Source organism: Psychrobacter sp. (genome assembly GCF_018260395.1).
Classification (GTDB): Bacteria; Pseudomonadota; Gammaproteobacteria; order Pseudomonadales; family Moraxellaceae; genus Psychrobacter.
The window spans coordinates 1-17,612 of sequence record NZ_JAGLBC010000046.1 but is presented as its reverse complement, the minus strand read 5'-3'; the positions used below and the strand labels follow the sequence as shown (position 1 = coordinate 17,612).

Annotated in this window: 12 protein-coding genes, 1 tRNA gene, 1 other RNA gene and 1 pseudogene; 12 read left to right on the top strand and 3 right to left on the bottom strand. The window is 38.5% G+C overall.

The annotated features are described in order from the left end of the window. Positions 1–191 precede the first annotated feature (191 nt). From rnpB to pdxJ, 9 genes and pseudogenes are all read left to right on the top strand, one after another. Positions 192–563, top strand: an RNA gene (gene rnpB / locus QZ265_RS05380) — RNase P RNA component class A. 146 nt (positions 564–709) lie between these two features. Continuing rightward, positions 710–786 (top strand) — tRNA-Met (locus tag QZ265_RS05375). A gap of 324 nt (positions 787–1,110) precedes the next feature. Further along, positions 1,111–2,913, top strand: coding sequence for a translation elongation factor 4 (lepA, locus tag QZ265_RS05370; RefSeq protein ID WP_296404137.1), 1,803 nt, complete (start codon positions 1,111–1,113; stop codon positions 2,911–2,913). Between the two features lie 109 nt (positions 2,914–3,022). Continuing rightward, positions 3,023–3,109: pseudogene (locus QZ265_RS05365) on the top strand (signal peptidase I); the annotation flags it as partial. Positions 3,110–3,169: 60 nt separating this feature from the next. Beyond that, the gene (gene lepB, locus QZ265_RS05360; protein ID WP_296404140.1) at positions 3,170–4,150 is read left to right on the top strand and encodes a signal peptidase I; all 981 of its coding nucleotides are present in this window, start codon (positions 3,170–3,172) and stop codon (positions 4,148–4,150) included. 156 nt (positions 4,151–4,306) lie between these two features. Next, entirely contained in the window at positions 4,307–5,128 is an 822-nt protein-coding gene (rnc, locus tag QZ265_RS05355) for a ribonuclease III (RefSeq protein ID WP_296404135.1), read from the top strand. Between the two features lie 113 nt (positions 5,129–5,241). Next, entirely contained in the window at positions 5,242–6,258 is a 1,017-nt protein-coding gene (gene era / locus QZ265_RS05350; RefSeq protein WP_296404133.1) for a GTPase Era, read from the top strand. Between the two features lie 197 nt (positions 6,259–6,455). Further along, complete coding sequence (locus tag QZ265_RS05345) at positions 6,456–7,265, top strand: DNA repair protein RecO C-terminal domain-containing protein (RefSeq protein WP_296404131.1); 810 nt, start codon at positions 6,456–6,458, stop codon at positions 7,263–7,265. 55 nt (positions 7,266–7,320) lie between these two features. Continuing rightward, on the top strand, positions 7,321–8,082 hold the full coding sequence (gene pdxJ, locus QZ265_RS05340; RefSeq protein ID WP_296404129.1) for a pyridoxine 5'-phosphate synthase: 762 nt from the start codon (positions 7,321–7,323) through the stop codon (positions 8,080–8,082). A gap of 184 nt (positions 8,083–8,266) precedes the next feature. Here pdxJ and QZ265_RS05335 read toward each other — a convergent pair whose 3' ends face one another. Next, positions 8,267–8,893: a prepilin-type N-terminal cleavage/methylation domain-containing protein gene (locus tag QZ265_RS05335; protein ID WP_296404127.1), complete on the bottom strand. Its 627-nt coding sequence runs from the start codon at positions 8,891–8,893 to the stop codon at positions 8,267–8,269. Positions 8,894–9,377: 484 nt separating this feature from the next. On the opposite strand from QZ265_RS05335, the gene QZ265_RS05330 reads away from it, so the two are divergent. From QZ265_RS05330 to mscL, 3 genes are all read left to right on the top strand, one after another. After that, the gene (locus QZ265_RS05330) at positions 9,378–10,538 is read left to right on the top strand and encodes an OmpA family protein (RefSeq protein WP_296404125.1); all 1,161 of its coding nucleotides are present in this window, start codon (positions 9,378–9,380) and stop codon (positions 10,536–10,538) included. Positions 10,539–10,739: 201 nt separating this feature from the next. Continuing rightward, entirely contained in the window at positions 10,740–12,587 is a 1,848-nt protein-coding gene (gene typA, locus QZ265_RS05325; RefSeq protein WP_296404123.1) for a translational GTPase TypA, read from the top strand. A 333-nt stretch (positions 12,588–12,920) separates the two neighbouring features. Further along, on the top strand, positions 12,921–13,352 hold the full coding sequence (gene mscL / locus QZ265_RS05320) for a large conductance mechanosensitive channel protein MscL (protein WP_296404122.1): 432 nt from the start codon (positions 12,921–12,923) through the stop codon (positions 13,350–13,352). 138 nt (positions 13,353–13,490) lie between these two features. Here mscL and mutM read toward each other — a convergent pair whose 3' ends face one another. After that, complete coding sequence (gene mutM / locus QZ265_RS05315) at positions 13,491–14,492, bottom strand: bifunctional DNA-formamidopyrimidine glycosylase/DNA-(apurinic or apyrimidinic site) lyase (protein ID WP_296404120.1); 1,002 nt, start codon at positions 14,490–14,492, stop codon at positions 13,491–13,493. 247 nt (positions 14,493–14,739) lie between these two features. Further along, on the bottom strand, positions 14,740–17,385 hold the full coding sequence (locus tag QZ265_RS05310; RefSeq protein ID WP_296404118.1) for a bifunctional (p)ppGpp synthetase/guanosine-3',5'-bis(diphosphate) 3'-pyrophosphohydrolase: 2,646 nt from the start codon (positions 17,383–17,385) through the stop codon (positions 14,740–14,742). Positions 17,386–17,612 lie beyond the last annotated feature (227 nt).

The window sequence follows — 17,612 nt, the reverse complement described above, 5'->3', positions numbered from 1 at the left end:
GCTTTGGCTTGTGCTTACATTTGGCTGAAATTATGAATGTTCAACAGACCCTAATAAAGTTGGTCTATTTTTATAGTTATTTCAACAGCTATTATTTATCGAATAATGGCTGTTTGAATATTTATAAAACAGTTATTAATTTAAAGTAAATTTTTGTGTCTTATTTTTTATGTTCTGCTATAATACCTCGCTTGGTAAACTAGACGATCGCCGTTCTGTGTTATACAGAAGGGAGGAAAGTCCGGGCTACATAAGGCAGCGTGCCAGCTAACGGCTGGGCGGGGTAACCCGACGACAAGTGCAGCAGAGAGAAGACCGCCTCAATTTAACTTTAGAGCTTGGCTCTATAGTGTGAGGTAAGGGTGAAAGGGTGCGGTAAGAGCGCACCGCATGGCTGGTAACAGCTCATGGCAAGGTAAACTCCACGCGTAGCAAGACCAAATAGGTGTCCATTACTTGTCGCCTGCAGGGGACACGGGTAGGTTGCTCGAGTGTACTGGCAACGGTACACCTAGATGAATGATCGTTCACGACAGAACCCGGCTTATCGGTTTGCCAAAATCTTTATGCGTACCACAAAAAAGTGTATATAATAGCCGCTTGCTGTAGAAAGAGCAGAGAATAGCCCTTAATTTAAAAACATATTAGATATTTTTGAATTTAGGGGTTGACGGCTTAAAGTGTTTTAGGGATAATACCGCCCTCAAATGGCGATGTAGCTCAGCTGGTTAGAGCGCACGACTCATAATCGTGAGGTCAAGAGTTCAAGTCTCTTCATCGCCACCATATACTTGGCCATTAGCGCCTAAAATAGCCGATTACTTTGCCATATCATGCTAAGTAGTTGGCTTTTTTTATGTCTCTTCGTTTTGTTAGCTTCTAATTGTTAGCTTATAAGATTCAATCGCTTGTCTGTGGCTGTTAAGCTCGTTAAGAATTGAATAAGTGTCAGCCAATAACCACACTCATCAAGCCCAGATTCAACTCTTTACATCAGCATTTTACTTCTATCACTTACAACCTTACTTAAAGCTGATAGAATAGAGTATCTAAATATATTTTTTACTTTGTTCTTTATCAATGAACTCAACAACTAGGTAGCCGCAAGACGTGACCGCATTATCAAATATTCGAAATTTTTCAATCATCGCCCATATTGACCATGGCAAATCAACCTTGGCCGATCGTTTTATACAAACTTGTGGGGCGCTGCAGGATCGTGAAATGCAGGCTCAGGTCTTAGACTCAATGGATATTGAGCGTGAGCGTGGCATTACCATTAAAGCGCAGTCAGTGACCTTGTATTACGATCACCCAAATGGTGAGCGTTATCAGCTGAATTTTATTGATACTCCAGGGCACGTTGACTTCTCTTATGAAGTGTCCCGCTCCTTAGCCGCTTGTGAAGGCGCGCTATTGGTAGTTGATGCTGCTCAAGGCGTTGAAGCTCAGTCAGTAGCTAATTGCTACACAGCTGTTGACTTGGGTCTTGAGGTTCTACCCGTTTTAAATAAAATTGACTTACCACAAGTTGAACCTGAACGTGTGATTCAGGAGATTGAAGATATTATTGGTATTGAAGCAGTAGATGCGCCTCGTGTCTCTGCTAAGTCGGGCTTAGGGGTGGACGAGCTTTTAGAGGCTTTAGTTGAACGTATACCAGCGCCTACCGGTGACCGAGAGGCTCCCTTACAAGCTTTGATTATTGACTCATGGTTCGACAACTACTTAGGGGTTGTCTCATTGGTACGTGTACGTCAAGGTACCCTTAGTAAAGGTGATAAGCTTTTAATCAAATCTACCATGGACGCACATTTGGTTACCTCAATTGGGGTGTTCACGCCAAAGCCGCTTGAGACGGATAAGCTTGAAGCGGGTGAAGTTGGATTTGTTATTGCCGGTATTAAAGACATTCATGGTGCGCCAGTAGGCGATACCATTACTCATGCAAAAACGCCAGATGTTGACTTAATTCCTGGCTTCAAACAAATTACGCCGCAGGTCTATGCAGGCTTATTTCCTGTAGATTCTAGTGATTTTGAAAAGTTTCGTGAAGCATTACAAAAGCTGCAAATCAACGACTCTGCATTGTTCTTTGAGCCTGACACTTCAGACGCACTAGGCTTTGGTTTTCGTTGTGGCTTCCTAGGTATGCTACATATGGAAATCATTCAAGAGCGTTTAGAGCGTGAATACAATCTGGATTTGATTACCACAGCGCCATCAGTTATTTATGAAATCAAAAAGAAAAATGGCGAAGTGTTCCTAGTCGATAATCCATCAAGACTGCCTGATCCAGGTTTTGTTGACGAGTTCCGTGAGCCGATTGCCCGTTGTCATATTCTAGTGCCGCAAGATTATTTGGGTAATGTAATGACTTTATGTATGGAGCGCCGTGGTACTCAAGTTGATATGCGCTTTATGGGTAAACAAGTTCAGTTGGTTTTTGATATTCCATTGGGCGAAGTAGTCATGGATTTCTTTGACCGTCTAAAGTCTGTATCACGTGGATTTGCATCGCTAGATTATGAGTTTGACCGTTATGAAATGGACAAACTAGTTAAAGTTGATGTGTTGATTAACGGTGATAAAGTTGATGCATTAGCGATGATTTGTCACCAAGATCAAGCACGTTATCGAGGTGGTCAATTGGTCGAAAAAATGAAAGAGCTGATTCCGCGTCAGATGTTTGATGTGGCTATTCAGGCTGCTATTGGCAGTCAGATTATTGCTCGTAGTACGGTTAAAGCGATGCGTAAAGACGTTCTTGCTAAGTGCTATGGTGGAGACGTTTCTCGTAAGAAGAAATTGCTGTCGAAGCAAAAAGAAGGGAAAAAACGTATGAAGCAGGTAGGTAGTGTGGAGATTCCACAAGAAGCCTTCTTAGCTGTACTACAAGTGGACAATCAGTAAGTATATAGTTAGCAGTGGTCTAGTAGTATTAATAGCATGATAAGCACAAGTTTTCAATAAGCTAATTAATAAAAGCTTGGAATAATAACAAAGTGGCTAAGGCAGCAGTATGGACTTTGATTTTAATTTGATTTTGGTACCGGTAACCCTGATTCTAGGGTTAATATGGCTACTTGATAAGTTTTGGCTTAAGCAACATAAAAACGCCAAAACAGGTGGTTCCAAAGAGATTCAGGCCGCCCAAGATAACTTATTAATGAAAAAAGAAGCTTATCTAACAGCATTGTCTGAGCACAATATGTTGATGAATAATAGCAATCAAGAATTAGATACTATTGCTATTGATGATGCTCCCATACCGGTTAAGCAAGCAGAACGTGAATATCGAGAAGCGAAACGCCATGCCAATATTGCAACCACTAAAAAGTATAACACCTCTTCAAATGAGCATTTTTTAATTCGATGGGCACATGATTATTTTCCAGTTTTAGCGGTAGTTTTGGTCGTACGTTCATTTATTGTTGAACCTTTTAATATCCCATCTTCTTCTATGGTGCCTACGCTTTATACTGGTGACTTCGTTGCCGTCAATAAGTATTCTTATGGAATTCGCTTACCCTTAACTTATAATAAAGTTATTAATACTGGGAACCCTGAACATGGGGATGTGGTTGTATTTCGTTTTCCTGAAGACCCAAAAATTTATTATATTAAGCGTATTATCGGTTTACCAGGCGATGAAGTTAGCTATAGTAATGGTAAATTGTCGATCAATGGTAAACAAGTACCTAGTGAACAAGTTAACTTTACTGCAGACAAGACTCTGACAGAGCAGGTTTATACGCCAGTTAAGGGCAGTGATCCTAGTCGTCAATGGGATTTATCACCTAATGATGCTATAGCAATGGCACAAAATGAAGAGCAAGGTGCGCATTATTTTCAGGAAAAGTTAGGTGAGCATACCTATTTAAGACGCTATTTAGAGCCTTCTTTATTGTCCAATGAATATTCTAAATTTCTTAACCAGACAATTAGCCATGATAGTAGTTGGAGCGTTAAAGTCCCTGACAATAATTATTTCGTTATGGGCGATAACTCAGATCGCAGTGAAGATGGACGTTATTGGGGATTTGTTCCTGATGAAAACTTAGCGGGTAAAGCAGTTTATGTGTGGATGCATAAGAAACCTGGCTTATCGAACATACCAACCTTTAGCCATAATCGATCTATTGATTAATGCAAGCTGTCGAAGTAGTACAAGTCTATGCAGTATAGATTAGGTAAGCTAATTGCAAGCTATGTAATTATATTCATTGTACTTACCTAATAAATTACCAAGCGGTTTCTGACTGTCCTTTTAGTCTTATAAAAGTTTTTAATGTGCCCAAATAATATGTCAAAAGTTTATAAAAAACACAGTAGTGATACCACGCAATTGACTGAAGTCGCTCAGAAAGCTTTTGCTACTCAACATCCGCCAAAACAGCGTTATACTAGTTTTGAGCAAGGGTTAGTTACTTTGCAAAAGGCATTAGGTTATAGCTTTGAAGACACAAGTTTAGCAGAACTTGCCCTGACCCACCGCTCTTTTGATGGCAAAATAAACTACGAGCGCTTAGAGTTTTTAGGGGATGCTTTACTTGGAATGATTATTGGTGAAGCATTATATTACCAGTATCCCAATCAAGATGAAGGGCGACTGACACGCATGAGAGCTACTTTGGTTCGTCAAGAGTCATTGGTAATTGTGGCGCAAAAGCTTAACCTATCTTCTCATTTAATTTTGGGTGTAGGTGAGCGCAAAGGAGGCGGTCGCGAGCGGGCATCGATACTAGCAGATACTGTGGAATCATTAATTGGTGCCATTTATTTAGACAGCCAAAGTGTGGATGTGGTTAAAGACTGTGTGCTTGAATGGTTCGTCGAATTGATTGACAATGTGAATGATCAACGGGTTTTAAAAGACGCTAAAAGTCGGCTACAAGAATGGTTGCAAGGCCATAAGTATGAACTACCAAATTATGAGTTGTTAGAAACTCAAGGCAATGCCCCTAATCAAATATTTGTTGTACGTTGTGAAGTTGACGTTCCCCACACTAAGCCTATAGTGGAATCAGGAGAGAGTCGCCGAATTGCTGAACAAAAGACCGCTGAAAAGATGATTAATCAGCTTAATAAGTTGGTCAATGAGCGTATCATAAAAGTTAAATTTTAATAGCTATAATTTATACTATTGATATATTTTATACATTCAAAACCCACATTTAAAACCAAATTGAAGCTCTTAATAAAAGCGCTTCCAAAAGTTAACATCGGATATTCAGACTTATGTCAAATGCATCACAAGAGAACCAACTGTTAAATAATGAATCAAAAGATGCTACGGATAGCCTATTAGATAGCTTCTTCAGTAATGAGTCTATTCCAGAAGACTATCGCGCAGGTTATGTGGCCATTGTTGGACGACCAAACGTTGGCAAGTCGACTTTGATGAATCATATGTTGGGTCAAAAGCTGTCTATTACTTCGCGTAAGCCACAGACTACCCGTCATCGCATTCATGGTATTTTATCTAATGAAGAGATGCAGGCAGTGTTCGTAGATACGCCAGGTATTCATAGTAACGAAGTGCGTCTAATCAATGAACGAATGAACAAGGCGGCGTTTTCTGCTTTGGTAGATGTAGACTTGGTACTGTTTGTAGTAGATGGTGAGCAATGGCGTGACGATGATTTATTGACTCTTGAAAAAATTGGTCAAACTGATACGCCAGTGGTGTTGGTTATCAATAAAGCCGACACTATTAAAGATAAAGGTTCAATTCTACCTTTAATTGAAACCTATCATGAAAATTTTGATTTTGCAGATATCATTCCGGTTTCAGCATTAAAGAATCAAAACCTTGAGCGTTTGCAACAAGTTATACGATCACATTTACCTCAAGGTGCGCCCATTTACGATACTGAACAAATTACGGATCGTAGTGAGCGTTTTTTAGCCAGTGAAATTATTCGTGAAAAAATCATGCGTCAATCAGGTGATGAAGTCCCTTACGATTTGACGGTTCAAATTGACGAGTTCAAAGATGAACCTGCTCATATAGACCCTAAAACAGGTCGTAAGCGTAAAGCTGTGACTTTCATTGATGCCACTATATTTGTTGAGCGTAATGGTCAAAAGGCCATTATTATTGGCGATAAAGGCAGTCGTATTAAACAAATTGGTACGGCAGCACGTGAAGATATGGAAGCTTTATTTGAACGAAAAATTATGCTTAATTTGTGGGTGAAAGTGAAGCAAGGGTGGTCAGACGATGCCCGAGCATTAAGCAGTTTAGGTTACTAATAGTCGATAACAGACATAATAAATCTTGTGAAAAACTAGATTTAATACTTTAACTTAGATTTAAGATTTTATAACCATTTTAATGGTTTTGATGAATCAGTGGTATAACGGGCAGGATGATAACGATACAATTTTAAGTATTTAGTGTATATCAGGTTTTAGCAACTCATCTTTAATCCATAGGATGGACAATAATATTGCGTAATGAACCCTTAAATGCGTACAGTTTGCATCAGCGACCCTATCAAGAAAAAAGATGCATCTACTATCTGTTCACCAAAGAACACGGCGTAGTACATGGAATTGCAAAAAAAGGCATTCCACAGTTTGCGCCTTTGATGCTATTTGCCACTGGTAAAAAATCCTTAAAAACTTTGCAACAAGTCAATATTGTTGAAGCTGTACCTAGATTGGTGGGTCAACAGCAATATGCTGCTTTGTATATCAATGAGATTACCTTAAAACTATTACCTGTTGAAGACAGCATGCCGCTTGTATTTGAACAGTATGGTCACACCATTACCCAATTGCAGCAGTCGTTGAGTCCAAAACAGTTAAAGCTAGTATTACGTCATTACGAGCAAGCTTTATTTAGCGAACTAGGCTTTGCTATTGATTTAGAACAAGACAGTGAACAGGACTTAATTACTGAGAGTCAATGGTATCATTTTGCGCCTGATAGAGGCTGGGTAAAGCAGTCTGTGCCCACGTCACAAGCTAAAACCATTGCAGATAGTTCATTAAGCAGTCAAAACAGTTTGAAAGACCCTCAAAGCTCTGTTACCACAAGTAATGCCTCTGCTTCTCAATATGCTCAACGCAATCCATCGGCATTTATGCAACAGTCGTCTATTGATGGCAAGACTATTATTGCCATGCAGTCTGGAATCAATGATCAAACTTTAGATAGCTGGACTAACATCCATCGTCAGCTTGTAGACCATTTATTCGATTATCAGCCTTTACAAAGCCGAATACTGTGGCAACAATTTTATAGTTATCAATAGGTTAAGCTGCATATATTTATAAATAACTTATCTAAAGTATAAAGGGTGAAATCTAATGAATAAGACAGCTCAAACTTCTATTAGCGTCCCTTTATTGGGCGTAAATATTGATCATGTGGCCACACTACGTCAAGCTCGCGGGGTTAATTATCCCGATCCAGTTGAAGCGGCTTTGCTTTGTGAACAGGCAGGTGCAGATGGTATAACTCTTCATTTAAGAGAGGATAGACGTCATATCATAGATGAAGACGTGTATCGTATGAAACCTTTATTAAAAACGCGCATGAATCTAGAGATAGCAACCACAGATGAGATGCTAAAGGTTGCAACCGACGTCAAACCTGAATGGGTATGTTTGGTTCCTGAGAAGCGTCAAGAATTAACGACTGAGGGCGGGCTAGATGTGGCGGGACAAATAGAACATCTTAAGCTTTATATAGCTAGTTTACATGCAGCAGGTGTCAAGGTGTCGCTATTTATTGATCCTGATTCAAAGCAGATAGATGCGGCTATTGCTTGCAAGGCAGATGCGGTTGAACTGCATACTGGCCAGTATGCAGAAGCCACTCTGGCTAGCGATAAAGACGCTATTGCCTATGAGCTTGAAAGAATTGTAAAAACCACTGAATATGCTTTATCAGTTGAAAAGACACTAATTGTCAATGCTGGTCATGGTTTAACGCGTGACAATGTGGGTCCTATTGCCAGTATTCCAGGTATTTATGAGCTTAATATTGGCCATGCATTAATTGCAGACAGTGTATTTATGGGACTTGAAAAAGCGGTAGTTGCAATGAAGCTAGCGATGCAAGGTTAAAGATATTAAAGCTTAAGATATGAAGGTTTAGGATTTAAAGCTTAAACATATCAAAGTTGAAAATACATAGATATTTACTTTTAGCTAAATGCGGTAGTCATTAATCTTAAAATTGAGAGTAACCTTTTAATTTATGATAACTTTCAAGTTGACGGTAATATTTATATAAATTAAAGCTTAAAAGTTAGGGGCAACCAGTCTTTTTGACGCTATAGGGTTTAAATCGCTGATTGCCTTGTTGATTCAATGAAATTTGATACATATTGTTGGTAAGTCGGTCATTAGAGCAGTATTTAATATGGCCAAAATGACCACGAGGTAATCCACTATCTCCAAAAAACTTAATATAGTCTCGTTGCCCAGCCCTTAGATATAGTCTACCGTAATCTAGATGTAAGCGTTGCTGTAGGACCATTTGATTTATACCTTTATCAAAATGATGGTTATCATCACTATCAGTAAATACCACTAAGTACGTCTTGGCCGATTTGTGACAGCGAAGATTGGCATCTGCCAAGCACATTATGCTGTTTTGACGTTGGCTAAAGCTATGAGATTTGGCAGTACGAATGGCTTCAGTGATTTGGCTACGTATCTCTTTAGCTTCCCAACTTTGAAAGATGTTTATAAATGACGGCACTGCCATCGTTATAACAGTAGCTAATATGCCTAAAGTCAACAATACCTCAATAAGAGTAAATCCTGTCTGCTGAATGTGATGGTGGAGACGTTTTTTATTCATCTCATTGGATTTAAAGGGATAATAGGTTAGCAGCTTATTTCTTAAGGATTTAGTGAATATATCAAACATTGAAACAAGGCCTTGTCAAAAACGATTGTTATTAGGTCATAACTGAACAAAAGCCTAATGAAAATAGATAAATATAACCTATTGTCAAATTTTGTTACATTTAGTGAAAAACTGGCTATTAAGGATAGAACTATCGGTTACTATGTATTAGAATTACGATCAGTAAGTGGTATAGTACATTTAGTTATATTTAATTACATATGATTCAGACATCTAATTAATTTCATGTTTTGATTTAATTACATTTAATTTTTGTTAATATATTTCTAACTAATTACATTGTAAGATGCAAGTGCTTTATGTGATTGATATGTGTACTAGATAACTAGGTCACAAAAATATGTTGTAAATTAATTAATTTATATATAAGCTATTAAGCGAAAGTATAAATTGGTGCTTAGTCTATTCTTTGAAGTATTCTGGGTATTACAAATTAGAGATATTAATTGTTTTTTGCACACAAACCGTCCCTTGGAGGAAGTTTATGAAACTTAATAAAATTACTTTGGCTTTAATTGCCGCAACTGCAGCTCCATTAATGGCAAATGCTGGTGTAACAGTAAGCCCTATCTTACTTGGTTATCACTCAACAGAAAGCGATGATACTAACTATGAAGAGACAGATCTAGGTTTTTCTACTAAAGATGACCTATATACTGGTGCTGCTTTAGGTATCGAATTGACGCCATCAACTCAGTTCCAAGTTGAGTACGGTGTGACTGATTCAGACGCTTTAAATAAAGGCGTAAAAATTGGTGATGCAGAACGTGAAATGCTTACTGGTAACTTCTTAGTAGGCTTTGATCAGTTCTCAGGCTATCGTGATACTGCGTTCCGTCCTTATGCTCTAATTGGTGCTGGTCAGCAAAAAATTAAAGTAAAAAATGATGCTGGCAATGAAATCAGAGAGACTACAGATACTATTGGTAACTTAGGTCTAGGTGCTATGTACCGTATCAATGATGCATTAAGCTTACGTGGTGAAGCTCGTGCTATTCATAACTTTGATTATGATTTATGGGATTACATGGGTCTAGTTGGTTTAGAAGTAGTTCTAGGTGGTCACTTAGCTCCAGCAGTAGCTGCTCCAGCTGCTCCAGTAACCGTTGTAGAACCAACTCCAGTTATCGTAGTTGAAGCTGATAAAGACAGTGATAATGATGGTGTAATCGATAGATTAGATCAGTGTCCAAATACTCCAGCAAATATAGTAGTTGATGCGAAAGGCTGTCCAGTACAAGTTCCAGTTGATGACCAACTAAAAATGGAACTACGTGTATTCTTTGATAATGACAAAACCAACATCAAAGATCAGTACAAACCAGAAATTGCTAAAGTAGCTGAAAAAATGCGTGAGTATCCAAACTCAGCAGCTAGCATCGAAGGTCACGCTTCAAAAACTGGTCCATCAGCTCGTTATAACCAACGTTTATCTGAAGCTCGTGCAGTAGCAGTTAAAAATATGCTTACTAACGAATTTGGCGTTGCACCTGAGCGTTTAAGTACTGTTGGCTATGGTTATGATCGTCCAATCGCGCCTAATGATACTGAAGAAGGTCGTGCAATGAACCGTCGTGTATACGCTGTTATCACTGGTAACAAAACTATGGTTGTTGACCAAACTAAAGATATGACTGTTCAATAGAGTCTTGTCTATGTTTTAGTAGTTATTTAAAAAAAAGCTGCCAAATTGGTGGCTTTTTTTGTTTTACGCATTCATCAATTGTTTTCACTTTCAAGATAGCATTTATAAAATCAGTTTATTAACTGTAATATAAAGGTGTTATACTGCGTCCGTGAAAATGAGTTAATGATTATTACCCGAAAAATATTGAGTCTTTAAAATATGTCTAACGAAATACAACATTTACGCAATATCGCTATTATAGCTCACGTCGACCATGGTAAAACTACTCTAGTTGATAAACTATTACATCAATCTGGTACTTTTGGTGACCGTGCAAATATTGCAGAACGCGCAATGGATTCAGGCGCAATTGAGCAAGAGCGTGGCATTACAATTCTTGCGAAAAATACAGCCATCAGATGGCAACATCCTAAAACAGGTATTGAATACCGTATCAACATTGTAGACACCCCAGGTCACGCCGATTTCGGCGGTGAAGTTGAACGTGTAATGTCTATGGTTGACTGTGTATTATTGGTAGTAGATGCTATTGATGGTCCAATGCCACAAACGCGATTCGTAACCCAAAAAGCATTCGAACAAGGGTTAAAGCCAATTGTGGTAATCAATAAGATTGACCGTCCAGGTTCACGTCCAGATTGGGTAATGGATCAGATTTTTGATTTATTTGATAATCTAGGTGCTTCTGACGAACAGCTAGATTTCCATGTAGTATATGCTTCAGCTTTAAATGGTATTTCAGGTTTAGATGCAGATAACCTTGCTGATGATATGACCCCATTGTTTGAAACTATCGTTGACGTGGTTGAGCCGCCTCAAGTAGATGCTGAAGCACCATTTCGTATGCAAATCTCAAGCCTTGATTATAACAGCTTCGTTGGTGTAATCGGTATTGGTCGTATCGAACGTGGTCGTATCTCTACCAATACACCAGTAACTGTCATTGATAAAGAAGGCAAAACTCGTAACGGCCGTATCTTAAAAATTATGGGTTACCATGGTTTAGATCGTATTGAGGTTGAAGAAGCACAAGCTGGTGATATCGTATGTATTACTGGTATTGATGCTTTGAATATATCGGATACTATTTGTGATCCAAACCATGTAGAAGCTTTACCACCATTGACTGTGGACGAACCAACAGTTTCTATGACATTCCAAGTAAACAATTCACCATTTGCTGGTCGTGAAGGCAAGTTTGTGACGTCACGTAATATCCGTGAGCGTTTAGAGCGTGAATTGATTCATAACGTAGCTTTGCGTGTTGCAGATACAGATTCTCCTGAGAAGTTTAAAGTTTCTGGCCGTGGTGAGCTTCACTTATCAGTACTAATTGAGAACATGCGCCGTGAAGGCTTTGAGCTTGGGGTTTCACGTCCTGAAGTAATTGTTAAAGAAGTAGACGGTAAACTACAAGAGCCATATGAAAACGTTATTTTTGATGTGGAAGAGCAGCATCAAGGCGCTATTATGGAACAAGTTGGTCTTCGTAAAGGTGAAATGACCGATATGCAGTTAGATGGCAAAGGTCGCATGCGTATTGAAGCAGTTATGCCAGCACGTGGTTTAATTGGTTTTCGTTCAGAGTTCTTAACTTTGACTTCAGGATCTGGTATTTTAACCTCAAGCTTCTCACATTATGGCCCACAAAAGGTTGGTGAAGTGGGTGGTCGTACTAACGGTGTTTTAGTATCAATGGCTAACGGTGTTTGCTTAGGTTATGCTTTATTTAACCTTCAAAAACGCGGTAAATTATTTGCAGAGCCTCAGCTTGAAGTTTACGAAGGTATGATTGTTGGCCTGAACTCACGTAGTGATGACATGGTAGTTAATCCTACTACAGCTAAACAGTTAACCAACGTTCGTGCGAGTGGTACAGATGAAGCTTTAACCTTGGTACCAGCTATTAAATTCACTTTAGAGCAAGCACTTGAATTTATCGAAGATGATGAATTGGTCGAAGTAACACCTAAATCGATTCGTTTACGTAAAAAGTATTTGTCTGAAAGTGAGCGTAAGCGTCACGGTCGTAAAAAAGAAGCATAATAAGATATATTCATTTAATTCAATGAATATAAGACAATATTGAAATATTTATTAGTTACTTAATTGTATGAAAATTAATGTTAATTATTTACATTTTGTCTACTGAATAGCATTTTCTTAAGGTTAATATAGGCGATATGTCTATGTTAACCTTTTTTAATAGGTATTAAGAAGTAGTAATATAGTCAAATGATGTAAAGTCCCTCTTTTTCGAAGGATTTCAAACTAACCTAAAACCCCTTTAAGTACTGCTTTTAATTGTTAAGCATCCTATTATTTGCTTACTATATTAGCTAGTGCGTTTAATTTGGTTTATAACTTTGGAGTAAAAATATGAGTATGATGTCAGAGTTTAAAGAGTTTGCCCTAAAAGGCAATGTTATGGATCTTGCAGTCGGTGTAATCATCGGTGGTGCTTTTTCAAACATCACTAACTCACTAGTTGAAGATATAATAATGCCAATCGTTGCATTTATTTTTGGCGGCGAGCTTAACTTTAAGAACATGTTTGTGGTATTAGGCAATGCGCCTGAAGGGGTTCCAAGAACGTATGATGCATTAAAAGCAGCAGGTGTGCCATTATTAGCTTATGGTAGCTTTATTACAGTCTTGATCAACTTCTTAATCTTAGCCTTCATTATCTTTATGATGGTAAAAGCTATGAACAAAATGCGTCGTAAGAATACTGTTGAAGAAGTGCTGGTAGATACTGCAACAGAAGAAGTGCTATTGTTACGTGAAATTAGCCAAAAACTTAGCAAATAAATCGAATAATTAAATAAATCTAGAATCTTGAAATAATGTTTCTAAAGGGAGGCCGATAAAGCGGCACTCCTTTTTTTTTGCAATTTTGCTTTTTTAATTATGACGCGAAGCATAATGCATCTATGTATTTAATTTTACTTACGAGTTTGAGATTGAGTTGGCAATACGTTTAGTTTTAAATTTAACATGAGGTTGACAAGTAGGACAATAGGTACTTGCTCTTCCAGTAATCGTGACTTTATCAATTGAAGTGCCACAAGTTGGACATGGCGATTTATGTTTACCATAAACCAAAAGTGTTTGTTGAAAATAGCCAGTTTTACCATTGGCTACAGTGAAATCTTTTAAAGTAGAGCCGCCTTGGGTAATAGACCGTTTTAAAATCTCTTTAATGTGCTTTACCAGCACAGACAACTGAGACTTACTAATTTTATGGGCAGGCGTGCTCGGATGAATGGCTGACATAAACAAACTTTCAGTGGCGTATATATTACCCACACCTACCACAAAAACCTGATCCATAATCACAGCTTTAATAGGACGACTGATGGGTTTTAAAGCAAGTTTATTTTGTCTATTTCGTGTTTTGTTTTCTAAAATCCTATGTATTTTGTCGTACAAATACTGCCCTGTAAAAACACTATCTAAAGGCTCAACTCCTAAATGCGATAAGAGTTTTTCTTCATAATCTGCGAACCACAGTATGGCGCCAAAACGGCGTGGGTCATGATAGTGCAATTGAATGATATTGTCTGATGAGGTACTTGAAAATTGCATAATGAGATGGTCATGTTTACGCTTTTGAGTGCCAATCGGAAACTGCTGAAGACTACCTGACATACCCAAATGAATAATTAAAGACTTGCTATCCTCGTTAATTGAATCAGCTGAATCAGTCGCATTAGTGATATTGATGCTTGAAGTAGATCCTAAATTTTCTACGCTTTTGCTGGTAAATTTCAATATCAAATATTTTGCTCGGCGCTCAATACTTTGTAACACATACCCTTGTAAACTTCCTATATCACTTGGAATAGACCAACGTAACTTAGGTTGAAATACCTCAATGGCTTCTACTTTTTTATTAAGTAAAGGCTTAAGACTGGTTTTAGTAGTTTCGACTTCAGGTAATTCAGGCATTGTTATAACTCAAACGATTTAGAAAAACGCATTTTTATAATGGAATTAGGGCGTGTCCCTATTTGGATTATGAGGCTAAAAATGAGATAGATTTTTGTCAAACACGAATAATTTCGAAGATAATATAGGCATATTAGCTAGAAATTAGACACAGTTTGGCGAAAATATAGCCATTTTTAGACCATAACTTATTTAATTTGCAAATAGGGACACGCCCTAATGCAAATTGATTGTATTGTATATAGAGTTATACAGCTCTTCGGGCATGTAAGATACCAGGTTGTTGTTCAAGTTTAGCAAGCAATTTAGACAGTTGCGATAATCCAGTGACTTCAAGACGAAACTTAAGGTGCGCCACATTATCATCATCGCTATTGGTATCGACGCCTCGGATATTAATATCTTCTTTATCAATAACCTGAGTTAAATCACGCAGTAAACCTCTTCTGTCATAAGCTTCAATAATAATTTCAACAGGCTGATAACTGGTTTGTTGCGATACCCATGATGCAGAGATTTGACGCTCAGGCTCACGTTCAACGAGCCGCGCATATTCGGCGCAGCCTCGGTTATGAACGGAAACGCCGCTACTTTGGGTGATAAATCCAGCTATCGGCTCGCCATAAACTGGTTGGCAACAATTGGCGAAACGCATTTCAATATTATCAAGTCCATCAAAGTTAATTTTATAAGCATCAAGCTTACCAGTGACTTTGGGATGAACACTTGGTGTATAGCCTTGCTCCACTTTATCAGTAACTAAGTCAAGCTCACGCGATATATGACCCATTAATTGATGCAGGCCAATTTCACCAGTTACAAGGCCAACCAAGATATCATCAGCAGAGTTAACGTTAAAATGTTTTACATAATCTTTTAAACTAATACTATTAGGATGGACTGATAATCGACCCAACTCTTTGGTAAACATCTGTTTGCCAATCTCTAAGTTTTTATCACGATCTTGTTTATTAAACCATTGGCGTAGTTTAGAGCGTGCCCGAGAGGTTTGAATATAGCCTAGGGAAGGCACCAGCCAATCGCGGTTAGGCTCTCGAGAAGATTTGGTAATAATCTCGACCTGTTCCCCAGTTTTTAATTGATAGGTGAGAGGCACATAACGCTGGTTTACTCGTGCAGCTTGGGCACGATTACCTACTTGAGTATGTACATAATAAGCAAAGTCTAAAACAGTTGCCCCTTTAGGTAACTCAGTAATATCACCATCACGGCTAAACACATAGATGTGTTCAAGCTCGCCAAAATCGACTAACTGCTCCTCATCTTCATCGACATCGAACTCGTCAATCAAACCATCACGACTTAGATTCTTATTGGTACTATCGCTACCGGCTAACAGTAATTGACGTAATGAGTTGATTTTTTGGCTTAGATAGGCGTCTTGTTTATTTTTTCCACCTTCTTTGTAGTTGACATGGGCACACATTCCCAGCTCAGCTTCAAAGTGCATTTGATGCGTACGAATTTGAATCTCTAGAGATTTATTTTCTGCAATAACAGCAGTATGTAGGGAGCGATAACCGTTTGCCTTGGGGTTAGTGATGTAATCATCAAACTGTTCTGGAATGTGTCGCCACATACCATGTACTAAACCCAAAGTATGATAACACTCAGCTTGGGTATCGACTAAAACGCGTAATGCACGGATATCATAAAGTTGATGAAACGATAACCCTTTTAACTTCATTTTGCGATAAATAGAGTAAATATGCTTAACGCGGCCTGAAACTTCTCCCTTAATTCCAGCTTCGATCAAGGCAGCCTCAAGCTGACGATGCACTCGATCTATATACTCTTCACGCTCACTTCGTTTTTCGGAGAGTAATTTGGCAATTTCTTTATAGCGCTCAGGCGCCAGATAACGAAAAGCTAGATCCTCTAATTCCCATTTAATTTGAGCAATGCCAAGGCGATGTGCTAATGGTGCATAGATAGTCATGACTTCACGTGCCACACGCTGTCTACGCTCTTCACTGGCATAGGATAGCTCACGCATAGCAAACGTACGCTCTGCAAGCTTAATCAGCACCACACGTACATCATTGGTCATTGAGATAAGCATGCTGTAAATATTTGACAGCTGCTCCCGCTGATTATTAACGAAATGGTCTTCTAACCGCTTATTGCTTTCTATGGTTTCTGACAACTGTCCCAAGGCCAACGCATCTTTTACCAATTTGGTAACTTCATCACCAAAGACTTCTTGGATGCGTTCAATGGAAATGAGTTTAGTACGGGCAGCACGATATAACATGGACGCAGTTAAAGCATCTTCATCTTGGTACAGATAGGTCAAGATATCAGTCATACCGATACCGGTCATATATGCGCTAGAACGATTGCCTTCTTCCTCTAAACTTGATTCAGTACCCACTATCTCACAGGCTTTAGCAAGGTTAGGTAACGCGCCTATATTAACGCGATTTGAAACGGCTTTAAGCCATGCTGGCAAATCAATAATCGTATTATCAGCCAAGGCTTTATGCGCTACAGGTTCATCAGAGAAAGTTGATTTTGTGTGTATAGCAAATTTATGTGCAGGTTTATTGTGCAATAAAACCTGATTTTCAAGATCGTAATTGTCTGAAATATTATGAGAGTAAGTCAGGGTATTGAGTTTAACCCTTTCGACTATAGCGGCATCATTCAGAGGTAGGAAGTCCGCTTGTATTGTGCGGTCCATAGCAGTGGTTAACTTGGTAGTGGCCAGTTGCTTCTTTAAATCCTCGTTAAGCAATTCAAAAGATGAGCTGGCGCCAGGTTTGTAATAACCATGTTGCTGTTGAGCGATCATCTGTGCAGCTAGGGAGGCGCTGTCTTCAGTTGTAGTCTGACCATCAATAAGGGGCAACCCTTCGCGAACTTTTACCAAGTCTTCCTCCCTTAACATATGTCAGATAAGCTTAAAAAATTAAACTGAGTCCTGAACTATGCTATCTGTTATTACTGAACTATGAGCTATTATTATCTTATCTTAAAATAATATTTCAAGGTTAGCACTGTGAACTGTTGTGAACCAAAATATAAATTGGCGCACTACATATATGTTGAAGTGGTTAATATAAGATCGTTCTCAAAATAACTATTTATATAGCTATA